The sequence below is a fragment of the Paenibacillus sp. JT22N15 genome (genome assembly GCF_059383755.1).
Map to the genome: position 1 here is coordinate 414,716 of NZ_JBXENV010000001.1, position 24,608 is coordinate 439,323.

23 protein-coding genes and 3 pseudogenes are annotated in these 24,608 nt (G+C 47.3%); 13 read left to right on the forward strand and 13 right to left on the reverse strand.

What is annotated here, in order from left to right; genetic code table 11:
* Window positions 1-216: 216 nt before the first annotated feature.
* The 8 genes and pseudogenes from AC50X8_RS01815 to AC50X8_RS01850 form a co-directional block, all read right to left on the reverse strand.
* The gene (locus tag AC50X8_RS01815; RefSeq protein ID WP_056029939.1) at window positions 217-873 is read right to left on the reverse strand and encodes an urease accessory protein UreH; all 657 of its coding nucleotides are present in this window, start codon (window positions 871-873) and stop codon (window positions 217-219) included.
* Between the two features lie 33 nt (window positions 874-906).
* Window positions 907-1,746 carry an urease accessory protein UreD gene (locus AC50X8_RS01820; protein ID WP_494878290.1) on the reverse strand — a complete coding sequence of 280 codons (840 nt, stop codon included), beginning with the start codon at window positions 1,744-1,746 and terminating at the stop codon, window positions 907-909.
* On the reverse strand, window positions 1,739-2,455 hold the full coding sequence (gene ureG, locus AC50X8_RS01825; RefSeq protein ID WP_099519519.1) for an urease accessory protein UreG: 717 nt from the start codon (window positions 2,453-2,455) through the stop codon (window positions 1,739-1,741). Before ureG ends, AC50X8_RS01820 begins: the two co-directional genes overlap by 8 nt.
* Before the next feature lie 59 nt (window positions 2,456-2,514).
* Window positions 2,515-3,249, reverse strand: coding sequence for an urease accessory protein UreF (locus AC50X8_RS01830; protein WP_494878292.1), 735 nt, complete (start codon window positions 3,247-3,249; stop codon window positions 2,515-2,517).
* Window positions 3,250-3,276: 27 nt separating this feature from the next.
* Window positions 3,277-5,325 (reverse strand): urease subunit alpha, encoded by a 2,049-nt coding sequence (gene ureC / locus AC50X8_RS01835; RefSeq protein WP_081418600.1) that lies wholly within the window; start codon window positions 5,323-5,325, stop codon window positions 3,277-3,279.
* Entirely contained in the window at window positions 5,322-5,648 is a 327-nt protein-coding gene (locus tag AC50X8_RS01840; RefSeq protein WP_056029948.1) for an urease subunit gamma, read from the reverse strand. Before AC50X8_RS01840 ends, ureC begins: the two co-directional genes overlap by 4 nt.
* Window positions 5,649-5,894: 246 nt before the next feature.
* Window positions 5,895-6,317, reverse strand: a complete 423-nt coding sequence (locus AC50X8_RS01845; protein WP_494878294.1) for an ester cyclase — start codon at window positions 6,315-6,317, stop codon at window positions 5,895-5,897.
* 23 nt (window positions 6,318-6,340) lie between these two features.
* Window positions 6,341-6,592, reverse strand: a pseudogene (locus tag AC50X8_RS01850) (TetR family transcriptional regulator C-terminal domain-containing protein); the annotation flags it as partial.
* Between the two features lie 234 nt (window positions 6,593-6,826).
* On the opposite strand from AC50X8_RS01850, the pseudogene AC50X8_RS01855 reads away from it, so the two are divergent.
* Window positions 6,827-7,432, forward strand: a pseudogene (locus tag AC50X8_RS01855) (MFS transporter); the annotation flags it as partial.
* Between the two features lie 504 nt (window positions 7,433-7,936).
* On the opposite strand, the gene AC50X8_RS01860 reads toward AC50X8_RS01855, so the two are convergent.
* On the reverse strand, window positions 7,937-8,956 hold the full coding sequence (locus tag AC50X8_RS01860; protein ID WP_494878687.1) for a Leu/Phe/Val dehydrogenase: 1,020 nt from the start codon (window positions 8,954-8,956) through the stop codon (window positions 7,937-7,939).
* A 315-nt stretch (window positions 8,957-9,271) separates the two neighbouring features.
* Between AC50X8_RS01860 and AC50X8_RS01865 the strand changes: the two genes are divergently transcribed.
* From AC50X8_RS01865 to AC50X8_RS01890, 6 genes are all read left to right on the forward strand, one after another.
* A complete protein-coding gene (locus tag AC50X8_RS01865) occupies window positions 9,272-9,739 on the forward strand; it encodes a hypothetical protein (protein WP_494878296.1) in 468 nt (155 codons plus the stop codon).
* 143 nt (window positions 9,740-9,882) lie between these two features.
* On the forward strand, window positions 9,883-10,155 hold the full coding sequence (locus tag AC50X8_RS01870) for a hypothetical protein (RefSeq protein WP_494878298.1): 273 nt from the start codon (window positions 9,883-9,885) through the stop codon (window positions 10,153-10,155).
* A 94-nt stretch (window positions 10,156-10,249) separates the two neighbouring features.
* The gene (locus AC50X8_RS01875) at window positions 10,250-10,531 is read left to right on the forward strand and encodes a PucR family transcriptional regulator (protein WP_494878300.1); all 282 of its coding nucleotides are present in this window, start codon (window positions 10,250-10,252) and stop codon (window positions 10,529-10,531) included.
* A 71-nt stretch (window positions 10,532-10,602) separates the two neighbouring features.
* A complete protein-coding gene (locus tag AC50X8_RS01880; RefSeq protein WP_494878302.1) occupies window positions 10,603-12,606 on the forward strand; it encodes an N-6 DNA methylase in 2,004 nt (667 codons plus the stop codon).
* Entirely contained in the window at window positions 12,603-14,240 is a 1,638-nt protein-coding gene (locus AC50X8_RS01885) for an AAA family ATPase (protein WP_494878304.1), read from the forward strand. The genes AC50X8_RS01880 and AC50X8_RS01885 overlap by 4 nt, the downstream gene beginning before the upstream one ends.
* A 4-nt stretch (window positions 14,241-14,244) precedes the next feature.
* Complete coding sequence (locus AC50X8_RS01890; RefSeq protein WP_494878306.1) at window positions 14,245-15,420, forward strand: HNH endonuclease; 1,176 nt, start codon at window positions 14,245-14,247, stop codon at window positions 15,418-15,420.
* A 59-nt stretch (window positions 15,421-15,479) separates the two neighbouring features.
* Here AC50X8_RS01890 and AC50X8_RS01895 read toward each other — a convergent pair whose 3' ends face one another.
* Both AC50X8_RS01895 and AC50X8_RS01900 read right to left on the reverse strand, forming a co-directional pair.
* A complete protein-coding gene (locus AC50X8_RS01895; RefSeq protein ID WP_056029960.1) occupies window positions 15,480-15,872 on the reverse strand; it encodes a DoxX family protein in 393 nt (130 codons plus the stop codon).
* Between the two features lie 43 nt (window positions 15,873-15,915).
* Complete coding sequence (locus AC50X8_RS01900) at window positions 15,916-17,577, reverse strand: helix-turn-helix domain-containing protein (RefSeq protein ID WP_494878308.1); 1,662 nt, start codon at window positions 17,575-17,577, stop codon at window positions 15,916-15,918.
* A 194-nt stretch (window positions 17,578-17,771) separates the two neighbouring features.
* On the opposite strand from AC50X8_RS01900, the gene nikA reads away from it, so the two are divergent.
* Both nikA and cntE read left to right on the forward strand, forming a co-directional pair.
* Entirely contained in the window at window positions 17,772-19,409 is a 1,638-nt protein-coding gene (gene nikA / locus AC50X8_RS01905; RefSeq protein ID WP_494878310.1) for a nickel ABC transporter substrate-binding protein, read from the forward strand.
* Window position 19,410: 1 nt separating this feature from the next.
* On the forward strand, window positions 19,411-20,607 hold the full coding sequence (gene cntE / locus AC50X8_RS01910) for a staphylopine family metallophore export MFS transporter CntE (RefSeq protein WP_494878312.1): 1,197 nt from the start codon (window positions 19,411-19,413) through the stop codon (window positions 20,605-20,607).
* 30 nt (window positions 20,608-20,637) lie between these two features.
* Here the strand turns inward: cntE and AC50X8_RS01915 are convergent, their stop codons facing one another.
* Window positions 20,638-21,318 (reverse strand): ABC transporter substrate-binding protein, encoded by a 681-nt coding sequence (locus AC50X8_RS01915; RefSeq protein WP_494878318.1) that lies wholly within the window; start codon window positions 21,316-21,318, stop codon window positions 20,638-20,640.
* On the reverse strand, window positions 21,297-22,154 hold the full coding sequence (locus AC50X8_RS01920) for a helix-turn-helix transcriptional regulator (RefSeq protein ID WP_494878323.1): 858 nt from the start codon (window positions 22,152-22,154) through the stop codon (window positions 21,297-21,299). The genes AC50X8_RS01915 and AC50X8_RS01920 overlap by 22 nt, the downstream gene beginning before the upstream one ends.
* 133 nt (window positions 22,155-22,287) lie before the next feature.
* On the opposite strand from AC50X8_RS01920, the pseudogene AC50X8_RS01925 reads away from it, so the two are divergent.
* The 4 genes and pseudogenes from AC50X8_RS01925 to AC50X8_RS01940 all read left to right on the forward strand — a co-directional run.
* A pseudogene (locus tag AC50X8_RS01925) lies at window positions 22,288-22,626 on the forward strand (MFS transporter); the annotation flags it as partial.
* Window positions 22,627-22,654: 28 nt separating this feature from the next.
* Window positions 22,655-22,948 carry a hypothetical protein gene (locus AC50X8_RS01930; RefSeq protein ID WP_494878324.1) on the forward strand — a complete coding sequence of 98 codons (294 nt, stop codon included), beginning with the start codon at window positions 22,655-22,657 and terminating at the stop codon, window positions 22,946-22,948.
* Window positions 22,921-23,682, forward strand: a complete 762-nt coding sequence (locus AC50X8_RS01935) for an IucA/IucC family protein (RefSeq protein WP_056029984.1) — start codon at window positions 22,921-22,923, stop codon at window positions 23,680-23,682. Before AC50X8_RS01930 ends, AC50X8_RS01935 begins: the two co-directional genes overlap by 28 nt.
* A complete protein-coding gene (locus AC50X8_RS01940) occupies window positions 23,672-24,223 on the forward strand; it encodes an IucA/IucC family C-terminal-domain containing protein (RefSeq protein ID WP_494878326.1) in 552 nt (183 codons plus the stop codon). Before AC50X8_RS01935 ends, AC50X8_RS01940 begins: the two co-directional genes overlap by 11 nt.
* Window positions 24,224-24,608: the final 385 nt, after the last annotated feature.

Consider the following 24,608-nt stretch of genomic DNA (forward strand, 5'->3'; position numbering starts at 1 on the left):
GGCTATATAAATGGACAAAGAAAAAAGGGAATGCCTCGGAGCATCGGTCAGCCCCTCACATTCCCTTGTAGTCGTACCGCTTACTATATAAAACGCAATAGCCTCTTCAGCGTTGTCATTAAACCATAAAAATGTGGTGATTTTTTTGCATGGATGGCTGCTCTTTTAATTGAATCAATACTTTTCACATCGCAAATACGCCATACCTTGTACTACCTACACCCATAATCCAAACAATCCTTCATTCACGCCTAGGTTGTACATATAATACAAACCAAATACAGCGCTAACGACGCCGGTTGCCCCGATTAGAACGCGATTCAGCTTAAAGCGGCTGGAAGAAAGAATAAACGGAATGCTAATGAAGGTAGTAAAGCATAACATGCCGATTACCGTACCAACGCCAAATACGACGATATAGATCAGCCCTTCGCTAATACTATTTACGGTGCTCATCGTCAAAACGACCATCGCTCCGCTGCCAGCGAGGCCATGAATGAAGCCAATCAGCAAAGATTTACGATAGGAGCCGTGAAAATGCTGACTATCCTTCGCACCCGCAATCGCACGCCTGTTTCTAAGCGAAATCATCGTATTTACGCCCAGCACAACGATCATGACACCAACAAGAAATTCTAGCGACATCGCCCATTTTTCCGTCATCTCGCTTCTCATGGCCATGAGGATAAACCCGACAATAAACAGCGTCAGCGAATGCCCGATTCCCCAAAACACGCCGGAAAAGGCGGACTTAACAATATGCTTGCTTTTAATCGCAATTGTGGATACCGCAATGACATGATCCGGCTCAAGCGCATGCTTGATGCCCAGCAGAAACCCGATAGCCAGTACAGAGAGTATACCTGCATCCATTTCATAACCCCCTGTTTTTTAATTTTTATTCCACTACTTGCGCAGCTGAAAAGCATCCTTACCTAACAGCAGCGGGCGCAGCTCGCTCCAAATGACATGGAACAGCGCCTCAAGCTCTGCTCCGCTATTGCCAAGGCAGCGCACGACTAGGCCATTCGCCTCCAAGAGCGACACCCCGCCGTATATCTCCTGCCCTAATCTACTACTATTTGACGGCTTCACATTCGAATAACTGTCCAGTATACGCCGCACCGCATCCACATGCTCTGCTGTAATCTTTTCAGACAAAAACCAAAAATTCCCAAAATGAGAATAACCCCCAAGCACCGATTGGGGCGGAAACTTCGGAGGCTCCAGCCTTAATGGGTCCCATACGACAAGCCGATCCTCCCAATACACCGCCATCTCGCTGTGCAGCATCTCGTATTCAAACGTTTCTCCGTAACCCGCACGGCCAGGCGTAATGATCTCACTCATCAAAAGCTGTGCCCCCCGCTGCAGACGAACTACCGTATTCCCCTTATAACGGACATCCTTATAAGGAACGAGTGGCCCTGGAAAATACTCCAGCACAGCATCTTTCCCGACTCGAAAAAGATTGTTCTGTCCGCTCGTCGCCTCGCCCATTCCCGGATGCAGCTTGCATGACGACTGTGTCGTAAGCAGCAGATGTGCGTTTTCCCCTACTATACAATCCAGCTCCTGAACATCTCCGCCGAACAGGCCGGGAGATGATTCCATTAAATAAATAATCATCTCGCCGGATGGCCCTTTGAACGGGCGGGTAATTTTCAGCGGTGCTTGATGAGCCGAATAGCTTAAAACATTTTTTCCATTAATAAAATCAATTTCACCCTGCCATCGGCTATGCATGATCGTGATGATGCTCGTGATGGTGGTGATGAGTATGGCTATGCTTTAGGGCTGGGCAAGCTGCGATAATCCATTCCACGACTTTAGCTGCACTTTCTTCGCTTTTGAGATTGGTCATTACAAATGGACGGTCCCCACGCATCCGCTTGGAATCCTCGCTCATCACCTCAAGGCTTGCTCCGACATAAGGGGCGAGATCGATTTTATTAATGACGAGCAGATCGGAGCGGGTAATGCCCGGCCCGCCTTTGCGCGGAATTTTTTCGCCTTGGGCAACATCAATGATGTAGATAAACATATCAACCAGCTCTGGGCTGAATGCTGCCGCCAAATTGTCGCCGCCGCTTTCAATGAACAGCAGATCCAGGTCGCTAAAACGCTCCTCCAGATCCTCGACCGCCTCCATATTCATCGATACATCCTCGCGTACTGCGGTATGCGGGCAACCTCCTGTTTCTACTCCAATGATGCGCTCCTGCGGCAAAACGCCTGTTTTGGTCAAAATGACCGCATCCTCTTTCGTATAAATATCATTAGTAATAATCCCGATGCTGTAGTCCGGATACATGATTTCGCTGATTTTCTCCAGCAGTGCTGTTTTCCCCGAGCCGACAGGGCCGCCTACTCCGATACGAAGTGCTCTTCCTCCTTGAAACGGCGTGCTATTCCAGCTGTCATGGGCATGGCTATGATTTGCTCCTCCACACATATGCTCATCTCTCCTTCAACTTTTTTAATTGCTAACGCGACGGTTAGCTTCATCCACCATTAAGACATAAACAAGCGGGAATACAGGCTTTCATGGCGCATAGCTGCAATTTCCTGCATGACGTTCGCGGTATACATCTGGCTTGGCAAAAGCGGCTCCGCTGTTATCGCCGCCGCCTCGCGCTCCAGAAGCGGAAACAAGGCGGTCATTATTTTTTGGCCATCTGTCTGACCAAGGCTCCACATCCGAATTAAATTTTGCAGCATGCTGTTAACCGTCTGATATAAAAAGCTGAGCACCGCCATATGAGGCGTCAGCTGCAAAAACGCGCAAATCCAGCCATGAACAATCGCCGCGTTTGCGTCCCCGCGCTCATTCTTGATCCAAGACGCATAATCGCCCAGCAGCGATTCGGGGTATACCGCCTGCACGGTATGCAAATACCGTTTTCCGATTTTGCTTGCCCCTTCTCTGGACTCCCGCGCCAGGCGCGTGCCCGTCATCCTGCGCGATAAATCCAGCAGCTTCGACTTTATCTTTTCCTGCTCCTGCTTCTCAGACTGCTGCCTGGACTGCTGCAAGTAGGCCGGCACCCAAATGGCGCTCCAATACACGCCAGCGCCTTCAATAGGGGCAACGGTGCCTTGAATATAACCTTCCATCCATGTTAAAAAATCGGGAATAGTTCGAATTCGCTCCTCCTGCACATACGTTTCTAGGCCGAAGGAATGGGAAAATGCCCCTGTCGGAAAAGCTGAGTCTACTAATTGTGCCACTTGCAAAAAAGACATCATCCTTGGCTTCTCCCTCCAAGCGAGCTTCTAAAATAAGTAGTACCGCTGCGCCATCGGAAGCACGCTCAGCGGCTCACAGATCGCCTGCTCGCCATCGACCAGCACCTCGTACGTATCTGGATTAACGGTAATTTCCGGCGTTAAGTTATTAAGCAGCATGTCGCGCTTGCCAATCGTGCGGCAGCCCGATACCGGCAGCACCTGCTTCCCAAGGCCCAACTGCTGCTTAATTCCAGCTTCAGCTGCTGCTTTCGATACGAAGGTAATACAGCTGCTGTATTTCGCCTTGCCATGCGCTCCGAACATGAGCCGACCGATTTTGGGCTCCGGCGTTGGAATCGAGGCATTAGGATCACCCATGATTGCGAAGGCAGGCATGCCGCCCTTCAGCACCAGCTCAGGCTTCGTCCCGAAAAATGCCGGCTTCCACAAGACGAGATCCGCCCATTTTCCCGCTTCTACCGAGCCTACATATTTCGAAATGCCATGGGCAACGGCTGGATTTATCGTATATTTAGCTACAAAACGCTTTACCCTGCTGTTGTCGTTGGCACTCGCCTCTCCCGCTTTGCCATCCTCGCCAGCCCCACCATCTCCAGCCAATGGGCCGCGCTGGCGTTTCATTTTATCGGCCGTCTGCCATGTACGGGAAATGACCTCTCCCACTCGGCCCATCGCCTGTGAATCAGAGCTAATAATGCTAAGCGCCCCCAAATCATGCAAAATATCTTCCGCTGCAATCGTTTCAGGACGTATGCGTGAGTCAGCGAAAGCGACATCCTCGGGGATGTTGCGATCAAGATGATGGCAAACCATCAGCATATCCAAATGCTCTTCTATTGTATTAATCGTAAAAGGCTTTGTTGGATTCGTTGAAGACGGAATGACGTTCGAATGCCCTGCGAGTGTAATAATATCCGGCGCATGGCCGCCACCCGCCCCTTCGGTATGGTACGTATGAATCGTCCGTCCATTAATGGCTTTAATCGTCTCTTCCACAAAGCCCGCTTCATTCAGCGTATCGGTATGAATCGCTACCTGGACGTCCATTTCATCCGCGACCGTGAGCGCCGCGTCGATAACAGCTGGCGTTGAGCCCCAATCCTCATGAATTTTAAGGCCAATCGCCCCTGCCGCTACTTGCTCGCGCAGCGTCTCCAGGCCGGATGAGTTGCCTTTGCCAAGAAAACCGATATTCATCGGGTATTCCTCAGCCGCCTCCAGCATGCGATGAATATGCCAGCTGCCCGGTGTACAGGTCGTTGCTTTCGTTCCCTCTGCAGGCCCCGTTCCTCCGCCAATCATCGTCGTTACACCTGAAGACAGCGCCGTTTCGATTTGCTGCGGGCAAATAAAATGAATATGCGTATCGATTCCACCCGCAGTAATAAGCTTCCCTTCTCCGGCAATGACCTCTGTGGAAGCGCCTACGATGAGCTCAGGATGAACGCCCTCCATCGTATCTGGGTTGCCCGCCTTACCAATAGCGATGATTTTCCCATCCTTAATGCCAATATCACCCTTCACAATACCGACGTAATCAATAATGACGGCATTGGTAATGACCGTATCGAGCACATTCTCATCCCGAGTACGAAAGGCTGACTGCCCCATGCCATCCCGCAGCACCTTGCCTCCGCCGAACTTGCATTCATCACCATAATGGGCATAATCGCGTTCAATTTCTATAAACAGCTCTGTATCAGCGAGCCTCACTCGATCGCCTATCGTCGGCCCAAACATGCTGATATAGGCTTCTCTAGAAATCGGCAAGCCCACCTGTTTATCCTCACCCTCAGTACTTAACGGCGAGGCCGCTCCGCCATAAGCTACGAGCTGAACCGGCTTTTCCTCGCCTGGCTCGAAGCGCACAGCCGTTCCAGATGGAATATTGAGGCGGAAGCCTTCTGCTGCGGCACGGTCAAAATCCAGCTTAGGATTTACTTGTGCAAATGGAAAATGCGACCCTACTTGAATCGGCCGATCACCACGATTCATTACTAGTACGTCTCTTACTATGCGACCTGTATTTTGCCAAACGACATTCTGCTTCGGAACTACCTCGCCGGGAATCATTGTTCACTCCCCTTCCTTCGCGGAACAATGGGGTCATGAATCGTAACTAGCTTCGTTCCATCTGGAAAAGTGGCCTCGACCTGCACCTCATGAACCATCGACGAGATACCCTCCATCACATCTTCCTCAGCAAGAATGGTACGCCCGTAACTCATAAGCTCAGCTACCGTCTTCCCGTCCCTTGCCCCTTCCATAATCTCATAAGTAATAATGGCAACGGCTTCGGGATAATTAAGACGCAGGCCGCGAGCTTGCCTTCTCCGTGCCAAATCGGCTGCCAGCACGATAAACAGCTTTTCCTTCTCTCTCTCCAGCAAATACATAGCTACACTCCTTTAATAGCGTCATCTTCCCATGTTGTATAAACTATATAACTCTTGTCATATATACTAACATGAAAACCCTTATTTTTGGATATTTTGAACAAAAAAATAAATATTGCGTCCGAACGCCAGCCAGCCTCATATAAAAAAAGCCTCCAGTCCCACGAGATCCGTGGTTCTGAAAGCTTCTTATGCGCCATCTAATTCACCTCAGTGAAGGCCACCGTACTGCTGTTAACATTTAACTTAAAGTTTAGCATTTTGCTCCAATTGGACACGAATGCCTTCACGATCGATTTGAATCCAATATTCAACGATTTTTCCAGCTTCAACCCGATAAACCGCACTTGCGATTTCAACAATCGGTTTTCCTGTCGGCACAAAACCGTCTATCTCGCCCAAATGGGTGCCCACCTGCTTCCAGCGCACGTAAACCTGGTCATCCTGTACTAAAAATTGTTCAACGGTTAATGTAAACTCCCCATATATATGCATCATTTCACGGACATGAGCTGCATAATCCGCTGGCGACCGCTCTACCGTCACTTCCTTTTCCGATTGAACCTGATGGGCCAATACGCGTTCCGCCATTACTCCATGTACCGCTTCAAGCTCCTTGCCTGAACGGACCTTTTCAAAAAATTCACGTACAACCTGCGCAGCCGACATCCTCATCCCTCTTCCCCTACTGGCTATGAATCTAGCAAGCTCAATATCATATTCATGCTATTGTCAACAAAAGAACGATCAGACACAACCAGCGTTTGGGCCAATCCCTTGGCGTTGATATTGGAATCAAGCTCGCCCGTACTAACGCCTCGTTCAATCGTCTCCTCAAAAATAACAGAGAGATACATCTGATGCTCTCTCGTCAAAATTTCGAATTTCTCATCATGAGGGGACAGCTCCACCGTCGTATTGAGGCAAAAGCACCCACACTCGGGCCATAGCAACCTCCAATTTAATAACGATCGGTATACTATTATATTAAAATCGAATAGGCATATTGTCAATGTATAAGCATTCAAACCTTGACAAGTGTATGGATTTAAAATTATAGTAATCAAGCATAATTATGTACTGATCAGTATTTTATATTAGGCAAGGAAAAACCCTTACAAAACTGAATGCATGAAGGAATTATTTTTGATGATGAAAAAAAGAACACCGTCTGTGACAGCCTATCGTACTGGCAGCTGCTGCGCTCTGTACTCACCTTATTTGCGGAAGAACGGGTGCTTCGCGTCCGTGCCGTGCTAGCGCTGCTCATTTTTGCCGCCTTCAGCATATTGTGGACGTCTTTGGTACTGCCGCTTAGCGCTCCGCCCTTCTCACTTTCGCACACCGCTATTGGCGCCTTCGGTCTAGCCGGCGCGGCCGGAGCTTTAGCCGCAGCGAGAGCAGGACGGCTTGCTGACCGCGGCTTTGGCCAACGAACAACAGGCATCGCGCTTGCGCTGCTGCTTATTTCCTGGCTGGCCATTCGTTATGGCGACCAATCTCTTTTTCCATTAATAATAGGTATTATCTTGCTGGATTTAGCCGTACAGGCCGTACATGTCACCAATCAGAGCATGATCCCCAGCATTCGACCGGAGGCGCGAAGCAGACTAACTGCCGGTTATATGGTATTTTATTCCATATGCAGCGCAGCCGGCTCTATTACTTCTACTAGCATATACGCTTATGCAGGCTGGGGCGGTGTATGCTGGCTAGGGGCAGGCGTTAGCGCCATAGCACTCCTTTTTTGGGCGGCAACCCGGTTGCCGAAATCTGCTGCTTAGCTCTCCCTTTTTTTCAACGACGTTTCCGCCAATTGTATTGGGGTTTCCATTGCTTTAGGCCGTTATCCCCTTAGCTCAGAAAAAAATATCGGCGCACCATTTGGCACAACGCTTCTGAGCTGAGGGGATAACTTAGCAAAGCGCAAAAAAACATCAGCGTTTCGCATGAATGATACAATTGCGACGGAAAGACGCACAACGAAATCAGTATGAATTCTAAATACATAGGAATAGCTGATGTGCACAAGCTAATAATTCCCCAGGAAATAAAGGAAAATATTACGGCTATCGTAAGAAGCTTGCGAGTGCCTTTAAACATCTTGAAAAACTCAGTTTTCCCAGTGATTAACTTCAAATTCTCACCCGGGTCATCATGAACGCAACCACTCCTGGAATAATCAGCAGCATATGAGCCACATAGGGGCTGCGTTACGATTGGTGCAAACTGGGCAGGCACACCGGGACGGTTGCAACTCTATCCATTGCGTTCGCGGAATTTCACCACTAAACAGAGACCCGATGTTTATTTATCCGAATCTCCGCCAGATGATCCGCTGCACGGAAAGAAGGGATTTGCTGCTCTTTCGATATTTCAAAAATACGCTGGAGCTGGCTGTAAATTCCCTCTACCTTGCTCAGCACTCGCTCCCTGTTATAGCCATACAATTCGTCAGCGACATTCATTAAGCCGCCGGAGTTGACGACGTAGTCTGGAGCATATAATATGCCTTGGGCCGCGAGCTGATCGCCATGCTTTTCTTCCTTCAGCTGATTATTGGCAGCACCAGCAACCACCTTCGCCTTAAGCAGCGGAAGCGTATCATCATTAATAATTCCACCCATCGCGCATGGAGCAAAAATATCGCATTCGACGCCATAAATATCATCCACGCCGACCATTATTGCCCCAAACTCAAGCACAACGCGCTCTGCATTTGCTTGCACGACATCGGTCACAATCAGCTTTGCGCCCGCTTCATGCAAATAGCGGCATAAATGATAGGCAACGCTGCCTACACCCTGTACCGCAATCGTTTTTCCCTTTAGTTCAGTTGTCCCAAAAGCTTCAAGGGCAGCAGCTCGAATACCATGAAATACACCTAGTGCCGTAAAAGGCGAAGGATTACCTCCACTTCCAAACTTTGGCGATACTCCCGTAACGAATTTCGTCTTCTCACGAATAAAATCCATATCCGCCACAGTCGTCCCTACATCCTCCGCCGTGATGTATCGGCCGTTCAATGTCCCAATGAATCGTCCAAACGCATGAAACAGCTCCTCGCTTTTATCCGTCATGGGGTTGCCGATAATGACCGCCTTGCCCCCTCCCAGATTAAGCCCTGCAACGGACGATTTATAGGTCATGCCTCGCGCAAGCCGGACGACATCGTGGACGGCGGCCTCCTCCGTTGCATAGGGATGCATGCGAGTACCGCCAAGCGCTGGTCCAAGCGTCGTATCATGAATAGCGATAATCGCCTTTAAGCCCGATTTGTGATCATAACCAAAAACGAGCTGCTCCATCCCATATTGCTCCAACCGCTCAAAATACAAAACACCCACTCCTATCTCCATTCAAATAATGTCAGATATAATAACACTATAATCATCCATGAGGTTCATAAAGGCTTTAATCGTTTTAGAATATCCCTCTCGATAATCTATTCTTTAAAGCTATGATTTGACTCAGCAGCTTGCCTAGACCACGATGCAAGTTTTAGCAGATGGTTGGCATTCGATGCCAGCATGCTGCGCCTGTAACGTTTTTACTCTTTAAATCTAATAAAATAAAAGAAATACGGCATCATGCTCGTCTATCAGCTGGAAAATAACAAACGTTTGAATGAATACGACACAAGCCAACTGCAAGGCTTCGCCGATAAGGCGGCAATTGCCATATCCAATGCCTCCATGTACTCCGAACTGGTTGACGCCAATGCATACCTCGTGAACCGCGATGAAGTTCACAATCGCTTTACGCAGCTGTCCATTGAAAATGTGACGCTTGGGGATATGCTGGAGACGGTCGCAACGATACTGGAGCTACCCGCTTATTTTATTGATTTTGCTAAAAATGATTGGTATCCACATATGCCGTGCTCCGTCTTATTTACCGATATCGATCTGGATCAAGCGCTCGGGTTTCCGATGAGTCCTGTAACATTTACCGATGCTTCAAACGATACTTCCTTTAATATTTATTCGATCCAAAATGCCTCCCTGCTCGTAGGCTGCTTCGTCAGCCGCTGGCCCAGCTTGACTATGTTATTTTGGAACAGGGCGGAGCCGTCGTCATGCTGCAAATGATGAATACGTATTCGATGACCGAAATGGTACATCGAAGAAGCCACGATTTCTTTGATGACTTGGTGTAATACCGGGAACCTGCGAGCCTAGCCTCCCGACTCCAACGATTTGAGCTCACCGCTCTTACGTCACTATTCGTCAAGTTGCTCCAGCTTGCCGATGACAACCATGATTTGAAGGCACGGGAAGCCTATATGCGCAAGCTCATTGCTCTCATTGAGAAGGAGCTGCTGCCTGCCATCTACCCGCTGTTTGGATCCCACGATAAAGTGACCATTCTCGCTGCTGTCGCTGGCGTAAGAACGAAAAACCAGCTGTTTCACAAACTGAAGGAGGCTGCAAGCAAATGGATTACAGCAGGCTTCCCCCCACTCTATGGTGCATTGGCGGGCTGTTTTCGGGCTTGGAGCATGTAGCAAAAAGCAATGAGGAGGCTGCTCGTTCGCTCGCTTTTCTGCTGCGGCGGCAGCGGGCGGCAGTACTCAATATGAGGAAATTGGCATTAATCGGTTGTTCCTTAACCATGAGCCACGGGAAATCGAGGTTTATATTACCGCAATTTTGCAGCCGCTTCGCACCTATAAGCATCAGGCAGCTGAGCTTGAGCAAACCTTGCGAACGTTTATGGCTGAAAATCGTTCCGTCGCCGCCACTGCTGAGCGGCTGCATATCCACACGAATACGCACTACGTCCTTATTCGCAAAATCGAAGAGCTGCTCCAGCTCAATTTAGGCGATTCCGAAGATTGGATGAAAGTATATCTCGCCTGCCATTTGAGCGAAGTTTATTAACAGATCATACATTTTGTTATAAAATAGAAATTAACTGTTCTTTTCACATTTTTTGCACAAGGAGAGTACACATGCTATCAGATGAACTAAAAAAAGAAGCGCTGCGCCTTTGCAGACTTTTCACCAAACGCGGCTTCAAGACAGATGCCGCTCTCGATCATATCGCTTTTTTATTTTTTCTGCACAGTCTTGATGTTATGAGTCTTAATGCACATCTTGAGAATGAAACCCATCCGATAAATTGGCCGAAGGATTCCCCTCTGCGCTGGAGTTCACTAACACGATTGGAGGGCAGTAGCATCGTTGAGCGAATCAATGATGCGGTAATACCATCTCTAAAAAGTGTTCGGCCAGTCACCGGTAGTGATTCGTTAACAACAGCAATGGGGACCTTCCGTTATTTTCAGGCCCCTCCTTCGCTGACTAAGCAGGCGTTTAATCACATTGAGACGCTTGAGCAGCTTTTAATGGGTATGTTCAATGAACAAATGAATTCAAATATAATTTCACAAGCACTCATGCCTTCCCGTTTTTTGAGGGGGGAGCTATTTAATTATATCGTACAGCAGCTTGATGATAATGACGAGCAATATACTGCTCTGCCGCGCAGAATGACTCACTCAATTATAGAAATGCTGCAGCCAGATTCTAAAAATCAAATTCTTAACCTCTGTTGCGGTAACGGCAATTTTCTGGCAGACACCTATACATTCTTCAACAAGCAACATACATACTCAACAAATTTGGATGGGATGGTCTTCACTGGATATGATTTAGACAGTTTGCGAATAAGAATTGCCAATGTCCATTTAATGCAATTTGAATTATATGGAAATACCAACACAGCCTTTGAATTATCTTATTTTGAAATTTTTCAAGATGATGTACTGTCTGAGCAATTCGAGGGTCGTTTCCCTATTAGACAAAAATTCCCTGTAATTATTGCTCATTTACCAATTCACCATAAAATTAATACAGCAACTCTATCTAACTCTTTCAAAAATTATAATAACCCTACGGTTATGTTTATGTACCGTGTTTTTTCATTGCTCGCCGCTGACGGACGGGCCGCCGTTATCGTACCTGATACTTTTCTTTTTTCAAACGATTCTGAATCCGTCGCTTGTCGCAAAGAGCTTATCACCAAACTGATTCTTGAAGCTGTCGTGTCATTGCCTTTCGAAAATGATTTTATGCCAAAATCATCTCTTCTATTATTACATAAACCTAGAACAAGTAGTGCTTCGCGACAAATCGATAAAAGGACCTTATTCTACCAACTTAATCAATACAATGAACATCAAAATCTTGTGAATAAATGGAGAAAGAGAAACGATTTCTGGAAAAGTTGGTCGATGCTTGTCAACAAAGAACGGGAAGTAACTAATGATTACAACTTACAAATTCCAACTAAGTGGCAACATCGTGCCTTCTGGTTCGCTTCCTATGATCAATTGAAAAAACAAAACTATTCATTAAGACTAGAAACATATAAACCTCTTTTAAAATCTGGACCTGATGCTACAGAATCCGCACAAATTAAGGAATTCAAGCAGGAAATTTTGCGACAAATAGAAACGAATGGAAAGTGGCGAACACAAGATAAGGTCCACGCCCGACTGCGCTCCAAACTGGCCCATACCGCTTTAATGGAGCTTTTGTCTGAAGGAACTGTCTTTTTATCGCTTGAAGGCTTGAATGAATCAGCATACCGTTTGAGTGAAAATACCGAGCCTTATCCACTTGATTCTGTGCTGGAGAAGAACATCAAAAAGGAGCTTTCAGAAGAGCAGTACCGATTGTATAAAAATTATAGAGACAGGGTTCCACCACAAGCTATTCATATCGCTGCTAAACATCAAACTGAGTCTTCTCTGTCGGATACCACTGAGTCAGACAAAAAGATCGATGTACAGTTAGCAAAACAAACCGTGGAGCTTCTACTGGCATTCGGTCTAATCCAGCGACTGAATGCGTCGATTTCCCAATCCGAAACAGTTGGTCGTGACAGCACAGTGGCCGACTCCTATTTAATTGAACTTTATCAAATCCCAAGAAGGAGCAAGCATACATGAGACTCATCTTTTTAAAAATAGCGAGATATAAGCAGCTTCATGATTTTGAAATTCGCTTCTCAAAACAAAATGAACTTCTGGATGCCCCTTTCGTTCGATTTTTAATTGGTAAAAATGGTTCAGGGAAGTCAACGGTTCTGGAAGCGCTGGCGCTTATTTTCACTCGGATTATGCATGACGAAACCCCCGGCTTTGATTTCGAGTTGCAGTACGCTGTACAGATTGGTAAAGAAGAACGGATTATTCGTGTTACGCCAAATGAGGCCCCCATCAGAACGTATCGGCTCAGTGTCCAAATTGCGAATAGCGAAGAGCGCCTGCTTGACGCCAAAGAAGAAAAGCAGCCATTCAGCAGGTTAACGGACTATCATCCCTCAAAAATTATCGCTAGTTCTTCCGGACCGGCACAACAAATGGAGGAGGCCTTGATTCGCTCCCCCCTGTCCAGCCTGATCAGTGATATTTATGATCTTTCAAGACGCTCTAATGCCACGACGAATGCAGAGGAGCTTGAGCGGTTGAGGACTAACATCCGCCAGCATCATCAGGATCCGAAATTTTTATTTATGGGCCCGCAAACGGCCCCCTTTGTCTTGATTGCTCTTTGCGCAATTCTTCCGCAGGAACAAAGCGAACAAGGAGCCTACATTAACAAGCGTAATTCTTTACTTCAAATTGTAAAAGGATTTCAACCCGTTTGGTTTACATTAACGGTGAATGAAGTTATTATACAGAAGCTTGAACAGGGAGAGTTGAAACCGACGGAAGAGGCACTACGAATATTTTGCCAATTGATAGGCTGCATGACTTCCGAAATGGAGGATCCAGTAGGCGATTTATATGATGCTTGCCAACGAACAGCTGCTTACCAAGAGGAGGAGCTTTTCCCATCTATTAACCGAACGTTTTATTATTTATTTGAAGCTTCGGACGAAAACTCGTGCTGTGCTCCCAAGCTAAAAGATATCTGTTCCCCATTCACCCTGTTTGCAGCTTTAACGGCTGCTTGGCGTAATGGCTGGTTGAGCTCTGCCCATCTAGGTTTTCATCTGGATGAAGTAGATGGTTTACTTTATGAAACAGCTTTAAGTGATGGTGAATTTCTGTGGCTCGCCCGGATGGGACTTTTATTGCTTGCCCGCGACAGCGTGCTGCCGAATGTTCTTTTTCTGCTGGATGAACCGGATGTGCATCTTAATGAAGAATGGATTTCCCATTTTGTCAAATGGATTGATGATTTCACAACTATTGGCGACAATAGAGTAGGATTAGCTTTTGAACCTGTTCCAAGGTACAGTCATGAAATTGTCGTGTCCACCCATTCGACTTTAATGCTAACTGATGCTCTACCGCATCAGGTATACCTGATTACTAAAAATGATGTTCAAATTGCTGGAGAGCATTTTATATCCACATTTGCCGCTGACCGCAGTGAACTTTATGGAAATTTATATAAATTAAATGTCGAGGAAGAAAAATTTGCCGAATCTTATGTGAAACAAATGATACAATCAGGAACGCCTCAACAATTGAAAGAGTTGCTTAGCCAATTGGGCCCAGGATATAATCGCTTTCAGCTTCGTGATAAGGTCGTTTCCTTGAGACATTCAGAATCGGCCAGAAGGGACGAATAATATTATGCTACTAAAAATTAATCCTCCTAAACAGTTGGGTATCCGCTTGCAATTGGCCTCTTCCTTTATGATTCGATTGCTAGACTACTGCGATGTAAAGGGCATTAAACCAAAACAGTTTAGCAAAAAACAATTTCTCATTGATTATCCTGAACTGAAAGCTTGCGTTTTTGCCAATAGAACATCCACTACTTTTAAAAATCGCATTAATGATTTTTGGGATGCATGCAAAGCTAAAAAAGAACGGAAGATGGTTATCTTGGCCTTATGTGTCGATAACTTTTTTATGATGGGCCCCAAAGGTCAGACTCAGATAGCCGCTTTCGCCTTCCAGTCCTGCCAACTAAATTTAACTCAGCCAAGCTTAGACTTATTGAAAAAATTATTTACTCGATTTTATAACGATTTCTTTAATTATGAGGAAAATGGCACTAATCTGCGACGACAATTTAAAGAAGAATATAAGCTAGAAAACCCTGACAATTTTTATTTATGTCCCGCGTGCCTAGGCGAACTGAACTTAGATAAAGCACAACTTGACCATTATTTTCCTAAATCGACGCATCTTGCGCTTGTAATCCATCCAAATAATCTTATTCCATTATGTATTTCCTGTAATTCTACAACTGGCGGCGGCAAAGGAGATAAAATTCCGACCAATCCAGCAGTTGCTACTCAAGCGAACCGTATCGGGTGTCTGGAGGATGCGTATCTACCCTATGAGTCCTATGGCTTAGGGCGGGTAAAGATGCTAGTGAGTGGAACTCCAGGCAAAAGAATAGCGCAGCTAACAACGATGAAAGCTGCGGATAGAACGCCCCTGCTTAACCACGCAGAAACATATGATTTGAATAGGGTATGGACAAGCCGCCTACATAATGCCAACACTACCCTTATTCACCGACTGGTAGACGCTTTCCGGCATACCTTCGAAACCGATGGGAAGCTTGATTCTGCTGCAATTGCTCACTTTCTACAGCACTCCATCATTCAGGGAGCAGAGTATAAGTCTTCAAAAATTGAAAATTATTTTGTATTGGCTAATTATACTGTTTGGATATTAGGAGAACCCAATGCATGGACCACCCTTATTGATGAGTTGCAAACAAGGCTCGAAGAGGAAAAAAAACTAAACCGCAAACAAAAACAGCCTTATTTTCTCGGCGACCCAGAACCGTAATCGTTCTGGGCGCGAGCAAATAAGGCTGTTTAGACAAGCGACTACATCCTATTCCTCTTTTATTTTTGAAAAGGAATTAATTTACGCACCTGCTCGTTCCGCAGCCAAATGCCACCCCAAGCAAGCACAGCAAGATATACTGGAAATAATGTGTTGCTCAGCAATGGGGCATCCAAACGCAGATGCGTCGCGATAACCCCGCCGAAATAACCGGTCAGCAGCACAACGCCGAGGAACGACGTACGCGGCAGCGCATATAAAATCGTGGAAATGAGCGCAAGCACGCCCAAAATGACAATATGATGCTCCTGAAACCCGAGCTCGAGTGTTGATTCCACTACAACCGCAGGCTTAATCAGCTTCATAATGCCATCAAACAGCATAAACAAAATAACCAAACCGCTCATGATCCATGATGTCCAAAGCCGTCCTTTTGAAGTGCGAGCATACATCGATAGTTCCCCCTACGTTTATGAAAATATTGTACCACATCTGCTACGGCAAGCGGAAAATTCGCGGCAGCGCGGGTAAAAGCCTGTCCCTTGTAATGGGATCATCGAAATTCCATTTGGCTTCCGTTACATAAACCCGGCTGCTGTCCAACGACTGCCAATACGCGCTTTTTGTAATGCGCGCCGCCTCGGTTCTAGATCGCTCGCTCTCCCCTACTAATAAGAATAGGCGGTCAGCATGATATTCACTCATTTGCTCCAGAGCAATCGCTTGGAAAAGAATTCCCGCTTCAATTAATTGCCTTACTTTGTCTGCTGGTTCAAATGCCATCGGATGGTAAAGCGTCAAGGCGATGCCCCTCATGCCCATGACATACAAATCACCATCTACTAGGACAAAAATAGCAGCCGTTTCCCTTTCCTTCGTATATAAAGCCAAATGCCGCCACATCTCCCCGGCTTTGCGCTCATAATGTTCAATCCATTGCTTGGCCTGCTCTTCCTTCCCGAACAGCTCCGCCACCTGCATGAGCCGGTCATAGGTTGGCTGCAAGCGATCAATCGATACGGTAGATGCTATTTTGGACAGCTCCTCCATTCGATCCTGCCGGAAGCTGCTGTAGAGAATCAAATCCGGGCATAGCGCCTTCACCTTGCCGAGCTCCCCCAGCAAGCCAATATCTGAAATATTTTTCAGCTCATTGCGATAAACGACCTTTCGGCCAATAACCGTCATGTCTGCTCCTACTGGCCTAATGCCCAGAGAAAGCAAATCGCCAAGTACATAACCAACTACAACGATTCGTGAAAAAGGGCTAACGTCCTGCTTAATCGTCGGATGGCTGACGCCGCGAGTTTTGGCATATTGCTTCGGAGTCAGCCCCATGGCATGCCGGAACCTGCGGGCAAAATAATATTCATCCTTGAACCCTGCCTGGCGGGCAATTTCACGTAAAGGATCATTGGTCAGCAGCAGCAGTTCCTTCGCCCGATTCAAACGAAGCTCCGTCAAATAATCGAGCGGCTTTTTGCCAGTTAACGTTTGGAACAATGCGCTATATTGCCAGCGGGCTACACCGGACATTTTCGACAGCTGCTCCACGGTTATCTCCTCACGGTAATGCTCTACCATATAAGCGATGCTTTCCTGAACGGCCAGCTTAGCATCCGATGAAGAACGTGAAGCTGCCACATGCTCCATCAGCAACACAAGAAGCTCCTGCAGCCTAATCTGCTGCTTGAATTGGTCCACTTGCTTGCAGCTTTGATGATTTGCAGCTCCCTCAGCAGCTTGCTCCAGCAAATCAACGAGCCGCGCCATTGCAGTCACATCAATTCTCGTCTCATAGGGCAAGGTTAAGCCTATTTCTTGCGCTGGTTCCCGTTCTCCTACTCGATAAGCATCGAAAGCAATCACATATACCGCTCCCCGATGATCGCCTGGCTCACTTCCTTCCACTTGCGCCTTTGCCCCAGGAGCAAGAAGAAAGCACGCCCCTTTTTCGGCATAAATAGAATGGCCCTCCAGATGGAGCTTGCCCCCGCTTTGTGCAAAAGCAACGATGCGATGTCCTTCGCTCTCTAATGTATGAAATGAGCGATCAAACGCATAATCTACTATGTTAACCGACGTAAGAATATACAAGTAAGGCAGCGATAGGGCAGCTGATGTTTCACCAGGTTTTAACAAGGGATGGTCATCCATTGGCGAGTCCCCTTCTCATCATAATTGTATTAGTATATCGGAATATATTTGGGCTATCAAGAAACATCCGCGCCCGTTCTTCATTTTGTCCAATAAAAAAACAGACATTTCTCTATTGCTAGCCAAGTGAAGAATCCTTAGTATTATTGAACGTAATAATCATTCTCAATAGATGAAAAGGAGTACCTGCTAAGATGTCCAGAATAAAAAGAAATACCACCCTGCAGACGATTTCCGCTCTGTTCGTATTAGTCATGCTCGCAATAGGATGCTCGCAGCAAGAGGCGGCCTCTACGGGCAACGAGGCGGGAACAAGCACAGCCGCCCCGCAGGAGCAAGCGATTACCGTTGCTTGGCTAAGAGATATAGGTCCGCTTAATCCTCATGTCTACTATCCATCGCAACTCTTTGCCCAGTCCATGCTCTATGAGCCATTGGTCAGCTACAACGAAGGCGGAGAGCTTAAACCGCTGCTCGCTGAGTCATGGATCATTTCAACCGATGGCAAGGAATATACGTTCAAGCTCCGCCAAGATGTCAAATTCGCGGATGGAACGCCGTTTAACGCAGCCATTGTCCAGAAGAACTTTGATGCGATCATGCTTAACAAAAGCGTCCACAGCTGGATTGGACTTGTCAAAGTGCTTGAAAAAACGGAAGCTGTCGACGAATTTACGTTTAAAATAACGCTGACCGCTCCCTACTATCCAACCTTGCAGGATTTGGCGATTGTGCGGCCTTTCCGTTTTCTTGCTGAAGCTGGGTTCCCGGATGACGGAGATACGACGAAAGATATCAAGCAGCCGATCGGCACCGGGCCTTGGCAGCTCGCTGATTATAAGAAAGATGAATATGCGGTTTTCACCAGAAATCCGAATTACTGGGGAGAAATGCCGAAGCTTGATAAAATAACAGTCAAAATTATACCGGATGGTGAAACACGGGTTCTCGCTTTCGAGAAAGGTGAGCTGGATCTGATTTTTGGCGAGGGCGCAATCAGTATGGACGCTTTCCAGCAATTAAAGGATTCAGGCAAATATGAGACTGGGCTATCCGAGCCTGTTGGCACAAGAAGCCTGCTGCTCAATACGCTAAACGACAAGCTGGCTGACCACCGGGTGCGCCTTGCGCTTCAGCAAGGCTTTGACAAAGCAACCATGGTAGATGGCGTAACGGGTGGCGTTGAGGAAGCTGCCAACAACATTTTATCCAAAAACTATCCTTATTCCAATATCGACTTTGAGCCTATCGGTTACGATGTGGCGAAAGCAAATGCCTATTTGGATGAAGCTGGGTGGAAGCTCGAAGCTGGTAAAACGGTAAGGGAAAAAGACGGCCAGCAGCTCGAGCTTGAGTTAATGTACGATAAGGGCGATCTGATTCAGAAAGCGATGGCCGAAACGATTCAATCCGGGTGGGCCGAAATTGGAGTCAAGCTGAACCTCAATGCTGTTGAACTCGCGATGATTCCTCAGCGCTTGCGGGAAGGCACCTTCGACATCCATTTCTGGTTCAATTATGGCGTGCCTTATGATCCGCATACGCTTATTAATTCGGTCAGGGAGCCGGGCTTCGGTATATCGGAAGCACATAGCAGCCTCCCTATGAAGGCGGAACTGGATCAGCAAATTGTCACAGCACTCGCTTCTACAGACGAAGCCGAACGCCAGCAGTTGTATACGTCCATTTTAAAAACGTTGAATGAACAGTCGGTTATTTTGCCAATCTCATATATTAAACAAACCGTCGTTTACCAGAAAAACTTGAAAAACTTCAAATTTCCAGCCAGCCGTTGGGATCATCCTTTCGAAGGGCTCGAACTGAATCCGTAAAATGGGCAAAAGCATAGCTGTATCCGTATCCCCGCCTTTTATGCGGCTTTATATTGTTACCTTTTTATTTTTCAGCGCGAATCCGATTATTAATATCGTTGTTCCGCTGCGCGGGAAAGCCGAAGGAGCAAGCAATGCCGAAATTGGCATGATGATGGGCGCTTATATGCTTACCAGCATGCTGCTTCGGCCTTGGGCCGGCAATGTGGTCGCCCGCTTTGGCCCACAGTTTGTGCTGCGTTTATTATTGCTCGCAAACTTTATTATTTTGGCATTGTACGCGCTTCTCGGTCTGGAATGGTATTTTCTGCTGCGTGCGCTGCAGGGCGTGACGACCGCCTTTTTTTCCTTGGCGCTGCAAATGGGTATTGTCGATACGCTGCCTGAAAAGGAGCGTTCGCAAGGACTGTCGCTGTATTTGTTAGCTGGCATGCTGCCAACCGTTGTCCTGCCTATGGCTGCCCTTTATTTATGGAATTGGGGCGAACTGTACTCTTTCGCAGCTGTCCTGCTTATTATTGGCGTTACAGCAGGCTTTGTGGGGTATAGTTCCCCCCTTCCTTCCCGCTTGGGCAGTTCTAGCACTGGTGTGAAGACAAGCTCTACACTGGCGCAGCTTAACCAATTATGGAGCAATCGGGCTTTTCTCGTGTGCAGCTCGGCCATGCTCATTGCTTCTATTGGCTTCGGTGCTGTCGTAACCTTTATTGCCCTGTATACGAAGCAAAGTGGGGTCGGCGATGCCGGCATTTATCTCATGATTCAGGCTGGCATCATCGTCATTTCCCGCTTTGCACTGCGGACAAAGCTGCCCTCCGATGGCAAGTGGCCTGCGGGCTTAACGATTAGTTTGCTGTTGTGTATGACGATAGGTACCGAGCTGCTAGCCTTGTCCATCCATTGGGGAGCCGCCTATATGTATGTGGCAGCCGGATTAATCGGGCTTGGCATGGCTCTGCTTTATCCAACCTTAATGACCTATTTGACCTTTGTGCTGCCAGCCGCCTCCCGAAATACGCTCATTGGCTTATTTATTGCCATGTCCGACCTCGGCGTTGTGCTCGGCAACATGGCGATGGGGCCAGTCGCCGATCATTTATCCTACTCCGTTATGTACAGCATGTGCGCCTTATTATTGCTTGCCGCTGCTGCGGTTGTAAGCATAAGCGGCCGCCGCTTGAAATCGGATTCCCACTAATATATACACGAAAAAAAGCTCATTGATCGGCTATTTAGCCAGCAAATCAATGAGCTTTTTTATAATATGCTGCCTTCCTAACGGTGTCCAGCTCATCACGAACCAGTTAGGAATCGCATGTATATTTCCTTCTTGAATGGCACCTGTCTCCTGCCACGCGGCTGTTTGTGTCATCCGCTTGAATATTTCCTCGCTGCCTGCCAGCACATGATGCTTCTGAATAAACAAATGCTCGGTGTCCAGTACTGGCAACGCTTCCGGCGGAATTTCCAGCCTCCACATCTCTTCAGGCACTTGTCCACCCGGCTTTAGAGCAAGCTCTTTATATATGAGTTCATTGAGTGGATGGGCTGTTTTCCCTTGAATGCCAACCGCCCGGTGACTGACCTGCATAACCGTAATCCGTTGCTCGCCCATCGAATGGTGCAGCAGCCGCTTGGCATCTTCAATGCTTAAATCCAGACGGGTCAGCACCGCTTCGGCTTCACGCTCCCGGTTTACAAGCTCGGCAATTTTTACAAAGTTTCGTTTCCAATCCCACACGGAAAAATCGAGAAAATACGGTGTTGCGATTTGCTTAAAGCTGTCTTTAAAATGCAAATGGTAATGATCTGCAATAATTAAATCGCACTTGGAACGCTTTAGCTCGCTATGCTGCTCAATCAACTGTTTGCTATACGCCTGTTCCCCTATCCCTGGATATTGAAACAAATCGACGACGCATACAGGCTCGATGCCGATGGTTGCAAATGCTCGTGAAAGCCAAGTGAAGAAGCGACCGCGATTTTCATCGTTCCGCGCTTCATATAAACGGTTGGCGATACGCCGACTAAACGCTGAAACATGCGGCTAAAATAAAACTCACTGCGAAAGCCGACGAAATCAGCCACTTCCTTCACGCGCCGATCTTCCTGATCGAGTATTTGCTTCGCCTTATCCATCCGGATTTGATTTAAATATTCAATAGGGCTTGCGACCTTCATTTTGCGAAAAAGGCGGGAGTAAGCGGTTGTCGTCATTTCGGCAGCCTCAGCCAAATGGTCAATGCTTATTTTTCCCGTATAGTTTTCTTTCATATAAATAATGCTGCGCTCAATTCGCTCATCGCTCGCTTCACGCTGCTCTGGTGCATTTGTAATAATAAAGCTAATAAATTCTTCTAACAGCAGCCGCAAGGAAAAAGCATCCGCCCTCGCTGCCCCTCTATGCAGCAATCGTTGAAGCACCTGCTGCGGCTGGCGAATAGCAATATGGCCCGGCAAAAAAGCGCCAGACAGCGATAATGCTTTTACCCCTTCAAACTTTTTGCCTTCCTTCACGAGCATCACAGGCTGGAAAAAAAGGCCGTAATACGTAATCAGGCTGCAGCGGTCCGGAACATCAATGATCATTCCCGGCACTAATAAATACAGCTCGAAGGGGCGAATTCTGCACAATACGCCATCTATTAAGAGGCTTGCTTCGCCTTCTAAAATAAAACACAGCACATGCACGCCTATCCGATGGCTGCCTGCTCCTTGATGAACGGGAAACTTCCGTTTCCGCAAGGATGAAAATAAATAGAGCTGATTCGTCTTCGAAGAACGCAACGGCATTCGGTTTAGCACCGACCTTTCGTAAAACCATGACAATTTCTTCTATCGGCCCGCACGCAATTTCACCGCAGCCGGGCTACTATGCGCCCTTTGCATCATCGCCCAGACGCTGCCTTTTGGCTTGATCTGGCTTTTTATTGTCCGTTTTCTGCAAGGCTTTTTTTACAGTGCATTATTGCAAACCGTCATGCTTTCTGTCCTCAAAACCTCATCCGACCATGACAGAGGCGTTAAAATCGGGGCAACAAACAGCCTCCTCATGGCAGGACAAATTTCCGGGCCAACCATCGGTGTCTTTATTGGCGCTCAGCTAGGCCTGTCCTCTGTCTTTTTGGTGATGGGAGGCTTCATGCTGCTCGCCTCTATGCTTGTCTGGTTTCCCGCTGCCCATATTCGGCAGCAAAAACATTTTTCCGCCCAATAAATCAGCGTTTGAAAGGAACTAATCCAACATGCCGCAAGCTCAAATAAACCAAGTTACTTTATCTAGCCCATCCGTTCAGCTCTCGGAAAAAGAAAGCATCAGCCGCTTGTTAAATGCCTATCTTCGCGAATCGGGGCAATTCGAGCCTAGCGATGTTTCCTTTTTTCATCCTGAAATAACGAAAGTCATTTGGCTCCCGCACACGAAGCTTGGAATCTATGGAACTGTTCTGCATTTGTCTGCGGGCGGCCACCATGTGTTTGGGGAGCACTTTTATACAAAAGAAGCACAGCAGTGGAAAAAAACTCGTTCGCCGAAGTGATTCAGCTTGTGCTGGATGAAATTTGCTTCGCCCAGGCAGACTCAGCGTCTAAATCGCAAAAACGGGCGGAGCTGAAAGCCCTTATTCATAACAGCCAGCAGCGTTTAAATCACTATTTGGCTTATGCCGCTGAGCAGGAGCGCGAACAAGGGGAGCGGCTCCTTGATTTCCGCTATTTGGAGCAGGCGCTACTTTGCGGACATCCCTTTCATCCGACTCCAAAAAGCCTGCAAGGCTTCACCGATAACGATTCACAGGCTTATTCGCCAGAATTCGGCGCCGCCTTCACGCTTCACTGCTTTGCTGCGGCAGCTGAATATATTGCAGAGGATTGGCTTGGCGAACAATCGAATGAGAAGCACTTCGCGTGGATTCCGCCTGCGATGAAAGCGGCAGCCGAAGCGAAGCTTGGCGCGGCGAGCGGCGATTATAGGCTTCTGCCTTGCCATCCTTGGCAGGCAGAATATGTACGCAGCCTTGCGCCTGTGCAAAAATTGCTGGAGCAAGGAATGCTTGTAGATTTAGGGGATACCGGGCCACTCGTATACCCGACCTCATCTGTGCGAACGGTATGGAACCCGGAGCAAGCTTGCTTTTACAAGCTGTCGCTGCACATTCGGATTACGAATTTCATTCGTGAGAATACGCCCGAGCAGCTGCTGCGAACGCTTGACGCCTCAAGGGCGATTGATGCTATTCGAGAGGAGTATACGACGGAGTCATTTGCAGCCTGACTGGACAAATTGGCTGCGCCAATATTTGCACTTGTCGATGAAGCCGCTGCTGCATTTATACGCGGAAACGGGCATAAGCCTGGAAGCGCATGTGCAAAATGCGATGCTCCGCTTGCACCAAGGCATGCCCAGCACTTTTTATGTTAGAGATCTTGAGGGCATTAGCATTAACGTTGAATTGGCCAAGCAGCGGGGCTGGATTAACACCTTGCTGCGGGAAGACAGCCCTGTCCTCTATTCCGAGGAGCAGGCGCGCCATCGCTTAAAATATTATTTTTTCGTTAACCATCTCTCCCATCTAATTGCACGAATTTCGTATTATAGCGGTCAGGAAGAGCAGGTGTACTGGGCGATCGCAAGCGACGTGCTGCAAGAAATCAAGCAAGCATCCTCCCATGCGCTTTTGCACAATCTTATTCAAGATTTATTAACCAGCGCTACGCTCCCGGCAAAGGCAAATCTGCTCAGCCGTTTTCACCAGCGCGGCGAAACGCCCTTATACGTGGAAATACCGAATCCAATGCGCATAGATGAAACATAAAATTCGCCTTTTCAATTGTAATTAAATGTGGGAGTTGTTTAATAGACAACTCCCTTTCTCCCTTCCAGCATAGATACATGCTTCGCGGCGCTTTGGGCCATTATCCCCTTAGCTCAGAAAGCTTGAAGGCTGCGGCTGGAGATACCAACAGCCTGCCTCCCAACAACAAAAATGAACAAAGAAGAGGTTAATTACGAGGGGTAAGACGTGTTAACCTGCACATGCGGCTCTTCTGAGCTAAGGGGATAACAGCTGTAAGCAACCGAGAATTAGCAAACGCTAACCGATTGAGCACAAAAAACATACAACCATTAGCAAACCATAAAAACAACAAACAGCTCATTGCTAACTATGCTGCCAGCCCCTTTTATCGCATGCCGCTTGC

Excerpts from the sequence above, each read along its gene's own strand:
- AC50X8_RS01815 (WP_056029939.1), bottom strand. The coding sequence starts at position 873 with ATGGATGCAGGTATACTCTCTGTACTGGCTATCGGGTTTCTGCTGGGC.
- AC50X8_RS01820 (WP_494878290.1), bottom strand. The coding sequence starts at position 1,746 with ATGCATAGCCGATGGCAGGGTGAAATTGATTTTATTAATGGAAAAAAT.
- ureG (WP_099519519.1), bottom strand. The coding sequence starts at position 2,455 with ATGTGTGGAGGAGCAAATCATAGCCATGCCCATGACAGCTGGAATAGC.
- AC50X8_RS01830 (WP_494878292.1), bottom strand. The coding sequence starts at position 3,249 with ATGATGTCTTTTTTGCAAGTGGCACAATTAGTAGACTCAGCTTTTCCG.
- ureC (WP_081418600.1), bottom strand. The coding sequence starts at position 5,325 with ATGATTCCCGGCGAGGTAGTTCCGAAGCAGAATGTCGTTTGGCAAAAT.
- AC50X8_RS01840 (WP_056029948.1), bottom strand. The coding sequence starts at position 5,648 with ATGTATTTGCTGGAGAGAGAGAAGGAAAAGCTGTTTATCGTGCTGGCA.
- AC50X8_RS01845 (WP_494878294.1), bottom strand. The coding sequence starts at position 6,317 with ATGTCGGCTGCGCAGGTTGTACGTGAATTTTTTGAAAAGGTCCGTTCA.
- AC50X8_RS01860 (WP_494878687.1), bottom strand. The coding sequence starts at position 8,956 with ATGGAGCAGCTCGTTTTTGGTTATGATCACAAATCGGGCTTAAAGGCG.
- AC50X8_RS01880 (WP_494878302.1), top strand. The coding sequence starts at position 10,603 with ATGCTATCAGATGAACTAAAAAAAGAAGCGCTGCGCCTTTGCAGACTT.
- AC50X8_RS01885 (WP_494878304.1), top strand. The coding sequence starts at position 12,603 with ATGAGACTCATCTTTTTAAAAATAGCGAGATATAAGCAGCTTCATGAT.
- AC50X8_RS01890 (WP_494878306.1), top strand. The coding sequence starts at position 14,245 with ATGCTACTAAAAATTAATCCTCCTAAACAGTTGGGTATCCGCTTGCAA.
- AC50X8_RS01895 (WP_056029960.1), bottom strand. The coding sequence starts at position 15,872 with ATGTATGCTCGCACTTCAAAAGGACGGCTTTGGACATCATGGATCATG.
- AC50X8_RS01900 (WP_494878308.1), bottom strand. The coding sequence starts at position 17,577 with ATGGATGACCATCCCTTGTTAAAACCTGGTGAAACATCAGCTGCCCTA.
- nikA (WP_494878310.1), top strand. The coding sequence starts at position 17,772 with ATGTCCAGAATAAAAAGAAATACCACCCTGCAGACGATTTCCGCTCTG.
- cntE (WP_494878312.1), top strand. The coding sequence starts at position 19,411 with ATGGGCAAAAGCATAGCTGTATCCGTATCCCCGCCTTTTATGCGGCTT.
- AC50X8_RS01930 (WP_494878324.1), top strand. The coding sequence starts at position 22,655 with ATGCCGCAAGCTCAAATAAACCAAGTTACTTTATCTAGCCCATCCGTT.